Source organism: Microcoleus sp. S36a_B3 (assembly GCF_036700745.1).
Classification (GTDB): domain Bacteria; phylum Cyanobacteriota; class Cyanobacteriia; order Cyanobacteriales; family Microcoleaceae; genus Microcoleus.
Genome location: NZ_JAUBPN010000009.1, coordinates 45,231 through 61,320, shown reverse-complemented (window position 1 = coordinate 61,320; position 16,090 = coordinate 45,231). Strand labels below are relative to the sequence as shown.

15 protein-coding genes and 1 tRNA gene are annotated in these 16,090 nt (G+C 46.9%); 5 read left to right on the top strand and 11 right to left on the bottom strand.

Annotated elements, in window-relative coordinates; all coding sequences use genetic code 11:
- Positions 1 to 202: 202 nt before the first annotated feature.
- On the bottom strand, positions 203 to 1,162 hold the full coding sequence (locus QUA01_RS12455) for a GNAT family N-acetyltransferase (protein ID WP_333086867.1): 960 nt from the start codon (positions 1,160 to 1,162) through the stop codon (positions 203 to 205).
- Between the two features lie 796 nt (positions 1,163 to 1,958).
- Between QUA01_RS12455 and pap the strand changes: the two genes are divergently transcribed.
- Positions 1,959 to 3,446, top strand: coding sequence for a polyphosphate:AMP phosphotransferase (pap, locus tag QUA01_RS12450; RefSeq protein ID WP_333086866.1), 1,488 nt, complete (start codon positions 1,959 to 1,961; stop codon positions 3,444 to 3,446).
- 431 nt (positions 3,447 to 3,877) lie between these two features.
- Entirely contained in the window at positions 3,878 to 4,921 is a 1,044-nt protein-coding gene (locus QUA01_RS12445) for a YdcF family protein (protein WP_228049704.1), read from the top strand.
- Here QUA01_RS12445 and QUA01_RS12440 read toward each other — a convergent pair.
- On the bottom strand, positions 4,918 to 5,262 hold the full coding sequence (locus QUA01_RS12440; RefSeq protein ID WP_333086865.1) for a hypothetical protein: 345 nt from the start codon (positions 5,260 to 5,262) through the stop codon (positions 4,918 to 4,920). The two genes, QUA01_RS12445 and QUA01_RS12440, sit on opposite strands and share 4 nt — an antisense overlap.
- Before the next feature lie 707 nt (positions 5,263 to 5,969).
- On the opposite strand from QUA01_RS12440, the gene glsA reads away from it, so the two are divergent.
- Positions 5,970 to 6,893, top strand: a complete 924-nt coding sequence (gene glsA / locus QUA01_RS12435) for a glutaminase A (protein WP_333086864.1) — start codon at positions 5,970 to 5,972, stop codon at positions 6,891 to 6,893.
- Between the two features lie 180 nt (positions 6,894 to 7,073).
- Here glsA and moeB read toward each other — a convergent pair whose 3' ends face one another.
- The 6 genes from moeB to QUA01_RS12405 form a co-directional block, all read right to left on the bottom strand.
- Positions 7,074 to 8,246 carry a molybdopterin-synthase adenylyltransferase MoeB gene (moeB, locus tag QUA01_RS12430; RefSeq protein ID WP_333086863.1) on the bottom strand — a complete coding sequence of 391 codons (1,173 nt, stop codon included), beginning with the start codon at positions 8,244 to 8,246 and terminating at the stop codon, positions 7,074 to 7,076.
- Positions 8,247 to 8,325: 79 nt separating this feature from the next.
- Entirely contained in the window at positions 8,326 to 8,805 is a 480-nt protein-coding gene (locus QUA01_RS12425; protein ID WP_333086862.1) for a M67 family metallopeptidase, read from the bottom strand.
- Positions 8,806 to 9,123: 318 nt separating this feature from the next.
- Entirely contained in the window at positions 9,124 to 9,351 is a 228-nt protein-coding gene (locus QUA01_RS12420; RefSeq protein ID WP_194010874.1) for an indolepyruvate ferredoxin oxidoreductase subunit alpha, read from the bottom strand.
- Between the two features lie 265 nt (positions 9,352 to 9,616).
- Entirely contained in the window at positions 9,617 to 10,852 is a 1,236-nt protein-coding gene (locus QUA01_RS12415; protein WP_333086861.1) for an ATP phosphoribosyltransferase regulatory subunit, read from the bottom strand.
- Positions 10,853 to 11,232: 380 nt separating this feature from the next.
- Positions 11,233 to 12,159 carry a J domain-containing protein gene (locus QUA01_RS12410; RefSeq protein ID WP_333086858.1) on the bottom strand — a complete coding sequence of 309 codons (927 nt, stop codon included), beginning with the start codon at positions 12,157 to 12,159 and terminating at the stop codon, positions 11,233 to 11,235.
- Positions 12,160 to 12,261: 102 nt separating this feature from the next.
- Positions 12,262 to 13,077: an inositol monophosphatase family protein gene (locus tag QUA01_RS12405; protein ID WP_333086857.1), complete on the bottom strand. Its 816-nt coding sequence runs from the start codon at positions 13,075 to 13,077 to the stop codon at positions 12,262 to 12,264.
- Between QUA01_RS12405 and QUA01_RS12400 the strand changes: the two genes are divergently transcribed.
- The gene (locus QUA01_RS12400; RefSeq protein WP_333086856.1) at positions 13,067 to 13,258 is read left to right on the top strand and encodes a hypothetical protein; all 192 of its coding nucleotides are present in this window, start codon (positions 13,067 to 13,069) and stop codon (positions 13,256 to 13,258) included. The two genes, QUA01_RS12405 and QUA01_RS12400, sit on opposite strands and share 11 nt — an antisense overlap.
- Here the strand turns inward: QUA01_RS12400 and QUA01_RS12395 are convergent.
- Both QUA01_RS12395 and QUA01_RS12390 read right to left on the bottom strand, forming a co-directional pair.
- A complete protein-coding gene (locus QUA01_RS12395; protein ID WP_333086855.1) occupies positions 13,246 to 13,929 on the bottom strand; it encodes a thermonuclease family protein in 684 nt (227 codons plus the stop codon). The two genes, QUA01_RS12400 and QUA01_RS12395, sit on opposite strands and share 13 nt — an antisense overlap.
- Positions 13,926 to 14,294: a 2Fe-2S iron-sulfur cluster-binding protein gene (locus tag QUA01_RS12390; protein ID WP_194012927.1), complete on the bottom strand. Its 369-nt coding sequence runs from the start codon at positions 14,292 to 14,294 to the stop codon at positions 13,926 to 13,928. Before QUA01_RS12390 ends, QUA01_RS12395 begins: the two co-directional genes overlap by 4 nt.
- 214 nt (positions 14,295 to 14,508) lie before the next feature.
- On the opposite strand from QUA01_RS12390, the gene QUA01_RS12385 reads away from it, so the two are divergent.
- A tRNA-Ser gene (locus tag QUA01_RS12385) sits at positions 14,509 to 14,593 on the top strand.
- A 191-nt stretch (positions 14,594 to 14,784) separates the two neighbouring features.
- On the opposite strand, the gene QUA01_RS12380 is transcribed toward QUA01_RS12385, so the two are convergent.
- The gene (locus QUA01_RS12380; RefSeq protein WP_333086853.1) at positions 14,785 to 16,014 is read right to left on the bottom strand and encodes an HhoA/HhoB/HtrA family serine endopeptidase; all 1,230 of its coding nucleotides are present in this window, start codon (positions 16,012 to 16,014) and stop codon (positions 14,785 to 14,787) included.
- Positions 16,015 to 16,090: the final 76 nt, after the last annotated feature.

The window sequence follows — 16,090 nt, the reverse complement described above, 5'->3', positions numbered from 1 at the left end:
CGAAAGAGGCACAGCATCTGCATTACCAGGCAGAGCCTGGTAACTGTTGACTATTGACTGTTGACTGTTGACGGTTAAGAGGGCGGGCCCGCACCATCCACCGCCCCTACTGGCTGGTAACTGTTGACTGTTGACTGTTGACTGTTGACTGTTGACTCGATTTTATTATTCCGATGCAACCGGAATTGATATAAGTATGAGTTTAGACGGCTTTTGCCCACGATTGCCAAGTTTCCATCAGGCGGAAACCGACTGATTCATAAAGCTTTGTCGCGCCTGTCAAACTGTCAGCATCGACGCTGAGTTTAGCGGTATTTGCACCCGCTGCTTTTAAGGTATGCAATCCGGCTAACAACATTGCTTTTCCTAAACCCATTTTCCGAAAGTCGCGCCGCGTTCCCAATAGTTCAATCCAGCCGTCTTTTGTGCCGCTGCAGGGATTTTTTTGGGGTTTGATTTGACAGTCGCAGAAAGCTGCAAATTTACGATCGCCCGAAACAGCAATTAAATCTAATTCCGGCTGATAATTTTCGTCTTGCATCCAGTAGCGCACGATTTCGGCAGTTAAATCGTGGTGGTTCCAGTGATCGATAAATGACTGGTTGAACATTTCTACCCAGGGTTGGATGTCTTGTTCTCCCGATACGTGTGTCAGCGCAAAGTCTGCGGGAAATTCGGGTGTGGGAATGGGTTCGGCGAGCGATCGCGCCATTGTGAGAAAATAGCGATCGACTTCAAAGCCCTGTTTCTCTAACAGTAGCATCAGATCGGTTTTATCCTCACGGCTGTAGGTGTGCAATTTTGCGGGCAAATTGCATTTTTTTCCTACTTCGCCCAGGCGTGTTTCTCCCCATTTAATTATGTCTTTTTCTAAGCCTTCACCCCGTACATTTGGATGCACGTAAAACCAGAGACAAGCTTCTATTTCATCGGTGGAATCTGGCATATCTAACAGTGCCAAACCGATGAGTTTGCAGTTACCGTCTTCCCACAATTGGACATCGCGGGCTTTGTCGAGTTGGGGGGCGTCAAGGATCAGCTTTAGTTCAGTTGCTGAAACTTCTTCGCCTAGTCGATCGACTGTTTCGCAATCATCTATTAAATTTGCGATCGCGCGCCAGTCACTTTCGCCCTTATAGGAGCGTGTTGTCAAGATATTCATAAAAAACTTACAATCCGTAATTTCGGAATGTTCCTGTTAATCGGTATTGGCAAATGAGTAGAGTAATTCTGACATTTTGCACAAATGTCAGTAACAGTCAAGATGGCTGTTCCACAAAAAATCTATTTAGGATGTAAGAGGCCAGAAAGCCTGTTACACAATAAATCAATGTTTTTTTGGGGCTGCAGCAGTCCGCACCTCAACTGATTTTATTATTAGAGAATGATGTTGATAAAACTCATAAACCTGTTTATATCACCCAGGCTTTCAGGTTTTATCTCATAGCGCAATCATAAAAATTGGTTAGCCCATTTGGGCAGTTTTTTTTATTGAAGTCTGTGGTTAGAGGAACGCCCAACCTTTGCAAGCAGCGTCCTCGAAGTTATCAAAGCTGGTGCTTAAGTAACTGTTGTTTAAATAAATTTAATGCAGCTAAGTAAAGAAGTTTTCACCCCCACCGGGTAGTTGATTTTTACTTTTGCTCTATCTTACAACAAATCCTCTTTCAAGAATTTGTTGCTGCTTCTTTTAACTCACCCGATCGGGGGAGGGGAACAGTTGAAGTTCTTAAAAAGTTCCCTAAGTCAACTATAACCGCTCAGGTTTTTTTTGGCAACTTCGATCTGAGGGGAGTTTTGTTAGTATTAGCCCGATCCTGGTTTAGACGGCAGAAGCAGCGCGCTTTGAAGCGTTCGTAAGTATAGTTTTGATAACTTTTTGCCAGACTTGAAGATTTAACTTTATCCGAACGTTAAACTGACGTTAAACTGCTTTCTGGGATTTGTGTGAGGTAAATATGCTTGACAACCTCGATTTAGATATTTCGCTGGATAAAGAAACCTATGAGACCAAAATCGAAGTTTTAATGCAGCAGTTGCGATCGCTCCAACAAACCTGCTGGGAAAAAAAAATGCCCGTAATCATCGTACTCGAAGGCTGGGCCGCTGCGGGCAAAGGCGCACTCGTCAAAAAAATGGTGGGTTACATGGACCCGCGCGGCTTTACCGTGCACCCGATTTGGCCGCCGTCAGAGGCAGAAATGGACTATCCTTTTCTGTGGCGGTTTTGGCAGAAACTCCCAGCCCGCGGTCGGATTGGCTTTTTTTATCACAGTTGGTACACTCATCTTTTAGAAGACCGGTTGTTCGAGAGAGTCTCCGAGGCCGAAGTACCGACAATCATCAGACAAATCAACGCCTTCGAGCGAATGATGGTAAACGACGGCGCGGCAATTGCCAAATTTTGGATTCATCTGAGCAAAAAAGAACTCAAACATCGGCTCAAAAAACTAGAAGACGATACTTTACAAGCTTGGCGAGTGCGGCCGGAAGATTGGAAACAAGCCAAAAAATATCAAGAATACACAACTTTGGCCGAAGAAATGATAACTCAAACCGGCACGGGCCCGGCACCTTGGACGCTAGTAGAAGGCGACTGTCAGCGCTGGGCGAGAGTCAAAGTTTTAACGCAAATGGCAGCCAAAATTACAGAAGCCTTAGACACACAGCCAGCGCAATCTGCACCCCTGAAACTGCCGCCTCAAGAAAAGTTGCAACCCACCGAACCAGACTTGCTCGCCCAAGTAAATTTAACTCTATCCTTGTCGCCAGACGAATACAAACACGAACTTCGCGAAGCACAAACGAGTTTTGGCGAACTGCAACAAAGCATCCACGAAAAGGAAATCCCCGTTTTAGTGCTGTTTGAAGGTTGGGATGCGGCCGGTAAAGGAGGTGCGATCAAACGTTTGACGGACATCCTAGACCCCCGCAGTTACTCCGTCAATGCCTTTGCTGCGCCGACGGACGAAGAAAAAGCTCACCACTATCTCTGGCGCTTCTGGCGGGAGTTGCCGACTGCTGGTAAAATCAGCATTTACGATCGCAGTTGGTATGGTAGAGTGCTCGTCGAACGAGTCGAAGGATTTGCCACCGAACTCGAATGGCGTCGAGCTTACCAGGAAATCAACGAATTTGAGGAGCAACTCACCAGTTTCGGTTGTGTCTTAGTTAAATTCTGGCTGCACATCAGTCCCGACGAGGAACTAAAGCGGTTTACAGACCGACAAAATAATCCATTTAAACAATACAAACTCACTCAAGAAGATTGGCGGAATCGAGAAAAGTGGAATTATTATGAAGTGGCGGTAAATCAAATGATTCAGCGCACCAGCACGCCGACAGCTCCCTGGACGCTAATTGCGGCCGATAACAAGTATTATGCTCGTGTTAAAGTAATTCAAACGGTAACGCAGGCAATTCGGAATCAACTGAAACGCCTATAAATTGGGATTGGTAAATGGGTAACAGATAATGGGAAAATAGCAGGCAGCAGAAAGCAGGCTGGAATTACCAATTTTACAGGCTGCTGGCTCGCTCCATTAGCAATTACCAATCAACCATTACCAATTATCAATTACCAATTAACTCTCAGCAATCTGTAACCCGCCCCAAAACGGGTACCGTGTCCCGACTATCTTGTTTGGAGATTCTAACATTTTAGAGCGAAGTGCCAGCTCCAAGATTTATCTGTGGAGTCAATCTAAAATCTAAAATTATTCAATTCTTCAATCGATTGACTGGAAGTAGCGGGCTTGCAGCCTGCAACCCATAGTTGAGAGCTGAGGGGAATCGAACCTTTCTGAGAAATGTGATCGGACTGGGTTATTGGCAAAAATTAAAAACCACCGATACCAGTATTTCCTCGCGCAGCTAAATGCGCGATCGTTTCCAGACTTCCGTACTAATTTATGAAGACACAGAATATTGCAAGATGCCAGAACTTTTAGCTCGCATTCTATTTCTATTCCTCCTCTTCTCACTGATCAAATCGTGGTGGGATCAATCAGGAGGCAAAGACAATCCGTTAATAGACAGGCTGCGCGTTTTGCTGCTGATCAGCCTTTTGTTCCTGGCTTTTTTCGCGCCAGACACGCCAGTCGGAGCAGCGATTTTCGGCCTCATAGCCTTCTTCTTTAAGCCGCTTGGTTTTTCGATCACCCTGCTGGTGATTGCATCGGCGCTGATTACTAACGGGGGCATCCGCAACCCGGCACCGAGAATGATCCTGGCAGCACTGCTAGTTTTGATCCTTTCGAGTATGCCAGTTGTCGCTTACTGGTTCGCCGATCAAGCTGAACGGGATGCGGCTGCTCGCACAGTTTGCTGCGACGAAACAGCAGCGGCGATCGTCCTCCTCGGTAAGGGAACGACTAACGGCCACACCGCCAACCAAGAAGCGATTCAAATGGCAGAGACAGGCAATCGCCTGCCCTACGCTGCCGTTTTGTACAAAAAACAATTAGCACCTTTGGTGATTGTTACCGCCGCGCCCAGAGCAGATTTACAGAATTCTACTGGCGAAGCTAAGGATATCAAGACTTTGCTGGCCACCAACATGGGCGTGCCGCGCACCAGTATCGTTCTTGACGATAACGGCCGCAACATACGCACCAGCGCCGAGGAAGTGAGAAAAATCCTCGATAGCCGCGGCGTTGGGCGTAAAGTAATCCTGGTAACATCTGCGATTCAGATGCGCCGTGCCAGCCTAGCTTTTGCAAATATGGGTATCCAGGTGATTCCCAGGGCTACCGACTTCTACACTTACCAGCCCGTGTCAGGAGGGAAATCGAGACTGCGCTTAGACGCGGCAGATTTTCTGCCTAATGCAGAAGCTTTGGTAACTACGACGCGAGTATTCGATGAATATTTCGGGTCTTTTTATTACTATATGCGCGGCTGGCAGGCTCCCAGAGCCTAAATTGGCAAGTTGCTGGTGTTTTTCTTAGGCAACAGCGACTGCTCCCCAGATTGGTTTAACATCTCGTGAGAATGAGGCCTTTGTGGGGAGCTGTAATTTCTGAGTCCTGCGGGGTCGCCGACGGCAAAGTTGGCAGTTAATAAGAACACCGCCCAAAATATAGGTGCCTCCCACTCGGATTTTTTTTGGGGGGGGGCTGGTGGGGTTGTGACAGACTCAACGTTGATTTTGATGTCTAGTTTGCCTTCGATTTCTTTACCTTTGAGAACTCCGTCCTTGCACACACCCTTAAAAATCATGGGAGCGGGTTTTGGTGCTTCTGCTTTCGCTTCATCTGGCATTGTTTTGTCCTGATTTTGGTAGATCCGGTTGGGTAGTCATTCTTAAAGGTTCGGGGGTTTTCCGGGCCGGATTCCACGAACTCTGAAAGAATTAAGTTGAATATGCACCCCGCCCCTGGCTGGGGATTAAACAGAAGAACCTGAAGGCCTTTCAAGTTACTGCTGGTTGGTTGTGGGTCACAGCGCTGTCAGCCAAGCTGCTTATTATATATCTGGGTGAAAGAGAGGTTTTTATGCAAAGACAGATTTTTTCTCAAAAATTGTCAATAAATTTATTATCTCCGCGCCGATGAAAATGTCAACACATTTAAAGCAGAGCTTGGTTGATGTCGTGTCAGAAACCCAGTTTCTTGCAATGTCTCAACTGGCGCAATTATTTTAAGAAGCAGATTTCGGACTCAGATAATTTTCATTTTTATATTTTCCAGTCCCGATGAGGAATGACTTACTGTATAAGGGTTTAACATTTGTCTGCTGTTGCATGGTTTTTTTGACAATGGTATGAAAAGCCCGTCGAGACTGCTCATTTCACTTTTCAAACGCTCTAAATGTAGATGAAGCTTGAAAATACATATAGCCTTTCGAGCTCTCATATGAGGTACGCGAGCGGCATAGGGCATAGGGCATTGGGCATGAGGCTATGGGCATTGGGCTATCCTCACCACGTTTGAGAACCGCTATATTTGCGCCTACGGACTTAATCGACAGTGAAAAAATCCACTAGCAAACTATCTTCCCTGCAACCAGAACAACTGGCAGCTTGGGCAAAAGAGGCAATTAATCGCAGTAAATCCGGTCAAGTCCCCGCATACGTACCTCTGCTTGCGGAAGCCGAAAAAGAATGGTTGGCCGTGCAAATTCGGGCAATTGACGGTAACATTTTGAGCTGGGGCAGCATTGCTCAAACATTCCCGCTGATGAGCGCAGTCAAGCCCTTGGTGCTGCTTTATTTGCTGTGCGAATTGGGCGAAAAAACGGTTTTTGACTGCGTGGGGTGCGATCCTTCGGCAATGCCTTTCAATTCGCTGACTCAACTGGAAATAGATGGAGGAAAGCCGAGAAATCCGATGATTAATAGCGGGGCGATCGCCCTAGCGTCTCTGATTCCCGGTAACAATGCTGTGGCGCGCTGTCAAAACTTGCAAACTTGGCTGAACCAACAAGCAAACAGTCAGTTATTTGTTGAGGAGTTAATGCTGGATTCAGTCAATCAAAAGCGGAATCAAAATAATCGGGATCTCGCCTTAGCAATGCTCAAATTTGGTTATCTGCAAAACGCCGAAATTGCCTTAGAAACCTACAATCGAGTTTGTTGTTTGTCGGGAAATGTGGAGGATTTGGCTAAGCTGGGAATGGTGCTGGTAAAGAGTGACGAAGCACTTTGGGAAAACTGCCGCACTGTCAAAGCACTGATGGCTACTTGCGGTTTGTATGAAGCATCCGGTCGTTTTGCGCTGCGGGTGGGACTGCCGGCCAAGTCGGGAGTTAGCGGGGCAATGCTTTCGGTAATTCCGGGCGAGGGTGCGATCGGCTGTTACAGTCCGCCCCTAGATCGAGAGGGAAATTCTGTCGGGGGCTTATTTCTATTGGAACACATAGCTAAAGCTTTGCGACTGAGCGTATTTGATTAAATAAAATTTCTGTTTAATTGCTCTTAATTTCCTTGAGTTATTGGGGGGAAATATTTGGCTATCTGGGATTTGGGATTTGCAAGGTCGATCGACCTTTTCATATCATATCCGATCGATTACCATCACAAAAACAGTTCGCAGTGCGGCGGGCAAATTACCCGCCCCACAACAAGATTGAGCTTAATATTGAGGAACAGACGAATCTACTTCTTGACTCCAAGCATTAATCCCGCCCTTAACATTAATCCCCTCAATTCCGGCTTCCTTCAAAATGCCCAAGGCCTTCGCAGAACGCCCGCCCATTTTGCAATGTGCAATCAAGCGATGCCCGTTCAACAATTCCTTGACTTTTGCAACACCTTCGCCGTGTTCGATATCCGGTAAAGGCACCAAAACTGACCCAGGAATTTGACCAATTTGATACTCGTTAGGATTGCGAACATCTAACAGTACAAAATCCTTCGCACCGCTATCGATTAACTTTTTAAGTTCGGTGACAGTCATCTCAGGAATTTGCTGTTGTTCTTGCGCTTCCTGGTCTTTAGCTTGAGGAATGCCGCAGAATTGTTCGTAATCGATTAACTTTTCAATTACGGGGCGCACTGGATTCGGCCGCAGTTTCAATTCGCGGAATGTCATTTCTAGGGCATTGTAAAGCAACAATCTGCCGCTCAAGGTTGTGCCTTGACCCAAGATAATTTTGATAGCTTCCGTTGCTTGGATAGAACCGATAATGCCGCACAAAACGCCTAAAACGCCACCTTCGGCACAGGAAGGAACCATCCCTGGAGGGGGGGGTTCAGGGTACAAATCGCGGTAATTCGGGCCACCTTGGTAGTTAAAAACTGTGGCTTGTCCTTCAAATCGGAAGATGGAACCGTAGATGTTGGGTTTGTTTAACAGGACTGCAACGTCGTTCATCAAATAGCGAGTCGGGAAGTTGTCCGTGCCGTCGATGATGATATCGTAGGGAGTGGCAATGCCGATCGCATTTTCGGAACTAACGTGAGTATTGTACAAATCAACTTGACAAAAAGGATTAATTTCTAAAATCCGATTTTTTGCCGAATCAATCTTCGGCTTCCCAACCCAAGAAGTGCCGTGGATTACTTGGCGCTGCAAGTTGGAATGGTCTACAACATCAAAGTCTACAATCCCAATGCGGCCAACACCGGCTGCTGCTAAATACAGCAACAGCGGCGAACCGAGTCCTCCCGTACCGATGCAGAGTATGCTGGCTGCTTTGAGGCGCTTCTGCCCTTCCAATCCAACTTCTGGGAGGATGAGGTGGCGAGAGTAGCGTTCGTATTCTTGTTTGTTGAGCTGGATCTCGTCCAGATTAGGATTTAGCATGATATTCTGTTATAGGCCGATTTTGAATTATATCCTATCTAAATTTTTCGCATTTTTGCGTGTTTGTTATTTTTACTAACTATTTCTTAATCTGAGTCGGTTCGACTGCGACAATTTCCTCTGCTTGAAAGTAGCCCTCGGAGTCGAGAACCCAACTGCGGAGGTCTTGTGAACTGCCTTGTCGGACGGACACTATGATGTATGAGTATTGGGCCCATGCCAATGTGCGATCGCACTCCGAGGGCACTGCCGGACAATCTGTGTGAGAATGGTATATGCCGATGATGTCTAAATTGCGATCGCGCGCGTGTTTCATAGCCCGCAACATATCTTCAGGTCTAATAGCATATCTGCGTTGTTCTGTCAATTCTTTTTGTTCTGGCCGATTCTCTTCAGCTTCGGCACTCCAAGCGTTGTCAGTCGGCACAACTTCTACTACAGTTTTCACACTTTCTGCGATCGTACCTAACAATAAACCGCAGCATTCTTCTGGATAAGCGCTTTTGCCGTGGGTGCGGATTGATAACAGGTGTGCGGGGGTAAGTGCGATTTTTTGCATTTTATTTTAGGCTTTTTTTAAATGAACCGCGAAGACGCTAAGGACGCGAAGGAAGAGAGGAGAAGGGAAGAGAAGAAGTTGATGTAAGTGTGTGTATAATTCGTGAATCTATGGTGGGCCGCGCACACCCTACTGGTTGATCTATGTGTACAATGTACGCATAATTTGTAACTGTAGGGTGTGCAATCCACGCCTTATATCAAATCCGGTAGCATCGGAATTATTCATATCTCTATTCTCTCTCTCTGTGTCCTCTGTGTTCTAGCGCCGGTTAAATCATTCCGATGCAACCGGAAACGACATTACGGGTGATTGGTATCAAGTTGGTGTTTGCTGCAATTCGGGCCGTTCGTCTGGGACGATCGCATTTTCGACTGGACAGACTTGCAGACAAATGCCGCAGTCTATGCAGGTATCAAAATCAATCCAATACCAATCGGTGCCTTTGACGTTTTTGCCAGGGCCTGGGTGAATGCAAGCCACCGGACAAGCGCCGACACAATCAGCAACTCCTTCGCAGATATTTGTAACGATAGTGTGCGCCATGTTTCTATTTTAGTTTTTAGTTTTTAGTTTTTAGATTTGACATTATATCATGTCTGTCTAATTACAACAATACAATTGGTTCGTTGTGATGACTTTGGTCAAGATGGTTTTTGGCTGACTAAAGTCCTCACTACGAACCAATTTTTTGCGGATTTAATTCCGCACTATGAACCTGTTTTTTGCGGACTTAATTCCGCCCTACGAACCGTCTTTGTTATAACTAATTGGGGGGACGTGATGTTAGGAGTTAGCTTGACAATCGAGCTTAATTTACTGTTTCAATTGTTGCAGCGCCTTCGGCATTTACCCAGGCAATTTGACCAATTCTACGATCGCGCGCATATTCCCGCGCCGCCTCTTCGTTTTCCCTATTCTCTAAATCTATCTCTACCCGGATTGGGGGACTGGACTCTCTGAGTTTGCGGGCATAATCAAAGGCTGCTGCGGCTGCTTCAGGAGTTTGAGGCACAACCAACCATTCGCTGGCTGCCGTCTCTGCGGGCAATTGACCTTCTGTCAACAAAACTTGGTGCAAATCTTCGATATTTAGACAAAACCCGATGCCGGGGGAGTTTTGGCCTTGGGGGTCGAACAGTCCCAACAGTCGATCGTACCGCCCGCCTTGTCCTAAAACTCGCTGTCCGCTTTTGCTGCTGCTGACAACTTCAAACACTATTCCAGTGTAGTAGTCAAAGGTTTGAATTAAACTCAAATCGAGGTGGATGTGAGATTTTAAATTGGGGATTTTTGCTTGACATTTTTCCAGCAGTTCGATCGCACTTTTGAGTTCATTTAATGCGGCTTGCTGTGGTACATCCAAATCCAGCTTCGCCACAATCTCTAATACATCTTCTGGGCGGCCGCGCAAGTCAAATAACAGCAGAGCTCTTTCTCGCAATTCGTCAGAAAGCGGCAAGGTTTCCAAGGCTATTCGATCGAGATTGGCGATCGCGTGGCGCACTTTTTGCCGCACGTTTGGCGCAAACGGTTCTAGCAATGTTGCTGTCAAGCCCGCTTCTCCCAGCACCAAATGCCAGTCATCAATTTCTAGGTTTTGCAAGCACTCAGACAGCAGCAGCAGCACTTCTGCATCCGCAACGCTTCCCCCCGCGCCGAGGAGTTCTACCCCGGCTTGATAGAACTCCTGTTGCCCGCCGGAACCCGTATCTGTTCCTTTGCGGAAGACGTTGGCGTTGTAGTAGAGGCGCTGGGGCTGCCAGCGCGTCCCGGACATCCGCATCGCAGCCGCCCTGGCGATGGATGCTGTCAATTCTGGCCGCAAGCCGAGTTCTCCATCTTCGGCATCTTGGAGTTGAATTAAGGTCGATCGGTCGATCGCGCCCCCAGCCATCAATGTCTCCAGCCTTTCTAGAGTAGAGGTAATAATCCGGTGATAGCCCCAGCGGTGAAACACCTGCTGCAAGCGCCGTTCGATCGAAATTTTTTGAGCAACGTCAAGGGGCAATAAATCTCTTGCACCCGATGGGGGTTGGTGAACCATATCAATTTTAGAGTTTAGACTTTAGATTTTAGATTGGGCTTAGAAGCTTAGCTTGAGGGACGGTGTTAAAGTCGAACGTGGCAAGCCTAACATTCGACTTTAACAAATTAAGGTGTCATATCGATTTTAGATTTTAGATTTTAGATTGGGCTTAGAAGCTTAGCTTGAGGGACGGTGTTAAAGTCGAAGCAGGCAAGCTTAACCTTCGACTTTAACAAATTAAGGCGTGATCGCGTTTTGGTTTGCATGGGAATAATCATTTTCCCCGTCAGTGCGATCGGATGTGATATCACCAACTCTTGATGCTTTTGAGCAAGATCGCTTCACTGCTGAGCAGTTTACCAATTTCTAAATATTCCTGACTCACAACTCACAACTTCTCACTTCTTCTTCCCGCTAAACAAACTTGCAAAAAATCCTGGTTTCTCTTCACCTTTTTTGGCTTTTGAGGCAGCTTGTTCGAGCTTTTTCTTAACCTCCAAAGCCGTCGGTTCTTCAGGATTTGATGCCAAAGCTTTGTTCATCTCAAGTTTCGCCATTGTCGCTTGATTTTGCTCAAAGTAACACATTGCTAACATAGCGTGAGCCTTGCTGTGTTTTGGAGCGCGCTTCAGGGCTTCCCTCAACTCCAAACTTGCTTTAGCGTAATTTTTGCTGTCCATAAATCCTTGAGCTCGGCGGCAATAGGGCTCGATATGCGTGTCTATTACTGGAGTTGGGGTTGGAGTTGGGGTTGGGGTTGGAGTTGGGGTTGGGGTTGGGGTTGGGGTTGGGGTTGGGGTTGGGGTTGTGACTTTTTCAGATGAACCGGTTCCAACCGCACCGCCCAAGCGCTCTTTTCGCAGCAAATAAACCATGTTTAGTTCGCTAATTTGAGCGATCGCATCTTGCGTTTCCTCAACAGATTCGTACTGCTTGAGAGCGAGTTTGCTAACTGCTGTTTTGTAAGCTTCTTCCAAATTTTTAGCGGTAGTTAACTCTTTAGCTGCTGCACTTTCGATGTGCATTTTTCCTTGTTCTTTAAGGACACGCTTACTAATGGCTGCTAACAGCAAGCTGTATTCTTTGCGATCGCTTTCTTTGGAGAATTTATTGTAGGCCGGATTGACCACTTTTGACAAAAATTGGTTGGCCCAATCTTTATCGGCTTGGCTTTCAAAAGAGCAAGTATCCGAATGCAAGCGTCGGGCAATTTTCATGTAGCGCTTGCGGATGTCGTTAAACTCGGCGTCTAAAGGAACTCCCAAAATTGCGTGCTGATCCGTAAAATCGTACTTGAACAACCCTTTTGTCATTTCAAAAGACATAACTTTTACTCTCGCTTTCCTGGCTTTTCACTATCCTTTAATGTAGCTTGACTTAAGGGGTTGTGACCCCCGTATTACCCCCGATCCCTTGCTGTCGAAACGCTACTTCCATGAAGATAAGGGAGGAACTGACAGCAGTGCACCGCTTAGTTCGGCGTGTATTTTGCCGTTGGTGGCCAAAACTCGACCAGAGTTCATCTCAAAGGCACCGCCATCATAGGCTGTAACTTGACCTCCGGCTTCGGAGACGATGAGTACGCCGGCTGCTACGTCCCAAGGGGAGAGTCCCCGTTCCCAGTATCCGTCCAATCGCCCGCAGGCTGTATGTGCTAGGTCTAGGGCTGCGGAACCGCTGCGCCGCACGCCTTGGGTGAGGTGGGTGAGGTGACAGAATTCGGCATAGTTATTATCTGCTGTGGAGCGCCGATCGTAGGCAAAGCCGGTCACTAGCAAGCTATTTCTCAATTCTGAGCTTTGCGAAACTGCGATCGCCGAACGGTTACAGGTTGCGCCCAATCCTTTAGCTGCGCGAAACAATTCGTTATGAGAAGGGTCGTAAATTACGCCAATTTGTGGTATACCGTCGATTAAAAGTCCGATCGACACGGCGTAAAAAGGATATTGGTGAGCATAATTGGTTGTACCGTCCAAAGGGTCGATCGCCCACAGGTATTTGCTAGCTGCATTCCCTAATGAACCCGATTCTTCCGCGAGGATGGCGTGTTCGGGTACGTGGCGGCCGAGAATTTCTAAGATGACGGCTTCTGAGGCTTTGTCGGCTTCTGTGACTAAATCGCCCGATCGACCTTTTTCTTGAATATTTTCTAATTTACCGCAGAAAGATTGCAGGACGGCACCGGCGGCCAGGGCTGCTTCGGTTGCTATTTCTAAGTAGTTTTGCAGTTGATTGTCTGTCATTGGGAAGAAGGAAGAAGGAAGAGGGAAGAAGGAAGAAGGAAGAGGAAAGAAGGAAGAGGGAAGAACGAACCGCGAAGACGCGAAGGACGCTAAGAAAGAGGGAAGAATAATCCTAATGCCAACTGTCAACTGTCAACTGTCAACTGTCAACTGTCAACTGTCAACTGACTATTTCTGCTGATTTTGTTGGCGAAATTCTGCGGGTGTTTGGCGCAAAGCTCGTTCTGGATTCCACAGGCCTTTACCCATGAGTCTCGCCCATTCTTGAGCGTTTAGGAGTCGCTGTTGATATTTCGTGTTGCGCGATCGCCCTGATGCCAAAACATAACCTTCTTTGACTAGCTGTTCGTTGAGCAAAATTCCATTTTGCCACAAATAAGCTAATTTGCGATCGAACTGGTCTTTTTCTGCGATGTCGGATTCTAACAATACTTGTTTCCCCCCAATTAGTTGTTCTAATCTTTGTTTGGCTGCTTCTCCCCAAGGTTGCTGTTGAAAATCTGGTGCATCAATACCAATCAGTCTGATTTGTTCTAATAAGGCGATTTTGTCGGCTGTGCTGATAACTTCGATTGTTTGCCCGCTGAGGATTCTTTCTACTTTGGCGATCGTACCTTGGGGCATTTCTGGTTTTTGGCAGCTAGCTAACAACACGCAAAGGGCGATCGCAAATAACCGATAAAGCAGCATTATTAATTGGGAATGGGGAATTGGCAATTGGCAATTGAGGGAAGCTATACTTTGGCAGGGAAAATAAAAGTTTTCTGTTTCGTAATAAATTTTCCCTTGTAGTGATGTCTCGCCCGCGATCGGCTCGCTCTGGTATAATTCCGCTACCGGATTTGAGATCATTCTTCATCCAAGGGCAAACCAACTCTAACCTTACCTTTACCGAAATAGCGACCAAATTGCAATTCATAAACTTCGTCTTCGTCTTGCGTCTCTACCTCAATGTTAGAACGGGGATAGCAGACGCACAGCAAAGCATAACCTTCTTTTTGCAGTTCCACAGAAAGCCCCATTGCTTCAGGCTGGTGCAGTTCCCCCGACTTGACGCGCACCGCACAGGCGGTACAAGCGCCGTTGCGACAGGAAAAAGGCAATTCTACTCCTTGGTTTTCCGCGCTTTGGAGGATGTAGCGGTCTTCGGGTACTCGCACTGTGTGGCGATCGCCTGTCTGTCTGTTATGAATTTTAATGGTGTAAGAACGAGTCATGGAATTTTAGATTTTAGATTTTAGATTTTAGATTCGGGTTTGGCAGGCAAAATCCTTGATATCAATGGGTTTGCGCTACGGCGAGGAGAATTCTATCCGCCCCGCGTGACACCCTACCCACATTAAACAACAAATTTATGCCCTTACCCCTTCCCAAATCTGATTTGTTCTGCTAATATAGTTTAGCTGTGGCTAAATGAATAAATTTAGTCCTGGAGAGGTGGCCGAGCGGTTGAAGGCGCACGCCTGGAAAGTGTGTTTAGGGCAACTTAACGAGGGTTCGAATCCCTCCCTCTCCGTTTATAGCCTTTGTCAAAAAGGTAAGTTACAAGTTGAAATTACAGATTGGGGGATTGATGGATTGAGCGATCGATCGGTCAATCCCTTATCTTTTGCCAGAAATGTTATAAACCCGCCCCTCGAAAAAGCTTAAAAGTTAAGCCAGAGACCTAAAATCCCTGGCTTAACTCAACCTGAAATATCAACCATTCTACTGCTTCATATCGGCCGGAAAAGCACCAGCTTTCACCGCCACAGTCACCGGTTGCCCGCCGCGACTCAACTCAAGCTGCATATCAGTGCCTACTTTACTTTTTTCGACAATTTGCTGTACGCTGCCAGCATCAGTTACTTCTGAACCGTTAATTTTCTTAATCACGTCGGCAACGCGAACTCCCGCTTGTGAGGCCGGAGAATCTTTCGCAACTCCCAGAACTAACACGCCTTTATCGTCAGTCAGCTTCAATTTAGGGTTGGGATTTTTATTGAATTCTGCCTTGATTTGGGGGGTAATGCTCAACATCCGAACGCCGAGATAAGGATGTTCGGCTTTTCCGGTGCTTACTAATTGGTCGGCAATTTGTTGCGCCCGATCGATCGGAATCGCAAAACCCAATCCTTGGGCACCTTGAATAATCGCCGTATTCATGCCAATAACTTGACCGCGCTGGTTCAGCAACGGGCCACCGGAGTTGCCGGGATTGATGGCGGCATCGGTTTGAATAAAGCTGACGCGCTTGTCGGGAACGCCGACATCGGCGCTAGAACGGCCTGTAGCGCTAATAATCCCCACAGTCACGGTATTGTCCAAACCGAGGGGATTGCCGATCGCGATCGCCCATTCTCCCGGCAGTAACTCTTCAGATTTGCCCAAACTCACCACAGGCAAATTGTTAGCTTCAATTTTCACAACAGCCACATCAGTAACTGTATCTACCCCTAAAACTTTGCCCACAAATTCGCGACCGTCCTTCAGTTTTACCGTCACCGTATCGGCACCGTCAACAACGTGAGCATTAGTCAAAATGCGACCGTCGGAACCAAAAACAAAACCCGAACCGGAGCCTCGTTCTACCCGATTTCCCTGCGGTACCTGAGAGTCCGGCCCGAAAAAGCGGCGGAAAAACGGATCGTTCAAAACATCAGGCTGTTGGGTTTTCACCGTGCGAGAAGAATCGATTCGCACCACTGCAGGCCCGACCTCCTGCACCACTTTACTCACAAAATTTGAGTCTTGAGAAGGCAGTATATTTGCCGGGAATCCTGAGATTGGCGATGCAGCATTTGCAGGTTCAGCTTTGATGGCGTTAGAAGAGCCGGGAAGTGAAGAAGTTAGGGCATTGCAGCCGACAGTTGCGGTGGAGCCGATCAAAATTAGAGATAAAAAAGCAAGTTTTTTGGGCATAGAAAACTTGCGAGAAAGCTGAGTTTGATTAGGCATATTTTTGCTTGACATAGTATTGATATGGTTGGAAAATGGGCGAGACTTATAATTATCGTTTTGCATTTTTAGCACT

Bases quoted from the DNA above. Each gene is read 5' to 3' on its own strand.
- QUA01_RS12445 (WP_228049704.1), top strand. From the start codon at position 3,878: ATGCGCGATCGTTTCCAGACTTCCGTACTAATTTATGAAGACACAGAA.
- QUA01_RS12380 (WP_333086853.1), bottom strand. From the start codon at position 16,014: ATGCCTAATCAAACTCAGCTTTCTCGCAAGTTTTCTATGCCCAAAAAA.
- QUA01_RS12410 (WP_333086858.1), bottom strand. From the start codon at position 12,159: ATGTCTTTTGAAATGACAAAAGGGTTGTTCAAGTACGATTTTACGGAT.
- QUA01_RS12405 (WP_333086857.1), bottom strand. From the start codon at position 13,077: ATGACAGACAATCAACTGCAAAACTACTTAGAAATAGCAACCGAAGCA.
- QUA01_RS12420 (WP_194010874.1), bottom strand. From the start codon at position 9,351: ATGGCGCACACTATCGTTACAAATATCTGCGAAGGAGTTGCTGATTGT.
- QUA01_RS12390 (WP_194012927.1), bottom strand. From the start codon at position 14,294: ATGACTCGTTCTTACACCATTAAAATTCATAACAGACAGACAGGCGAT.
- moeB (WP_333086863.1), bottom strand. From the start codon at position 8,246: ATGCTAAATCCTAATCTGGACGAGATCCAGCTCAACAAACAAGAATAC.
- QUA01_RS12425 (WP_333086862.1), bottom strand. From the start codon at position 8,805: ATGCAAAAAATCGCACTTACCCCCGCACACCTGTTATCAATCCGCACC.
- QUA01_RS12395 (WP_333086855.1), bottom strand. From the start codon at position 13,929: ATGATCTCAAATCCGGTAGCGGAATTATACCAGAGCGAGCCGATCGCG.
- QUA01_RS12415 (WP_333086861.1), bottom strand. From the start codon at position 10,852: ATGGTTCACCAACCCCCATCGGGTGCAAGAGATTTATTGCCCCTTGAC.
- QUA01_RS12455 (WP_333086867.1), bottom strand. From the start codon at position 1,162: ATGAATATCTTGACAACACGCTCCTATAAGGGCGAAAGTGACTGGCGC.
- pap (WP_333086866.1), top strand. From the start codon at position 1,959: ATGCTTGACAACCTCGATTTAGATATTTCGCTGGATAAAGAAACCTAT.
- QUA01_RS12440 (WP_333086865.1), bottom strand. From the start codon at position 5,262: ATGCCAGATGAAGCGAAAGCAGAAGCACCAAAACCCGCTCCCATGATT.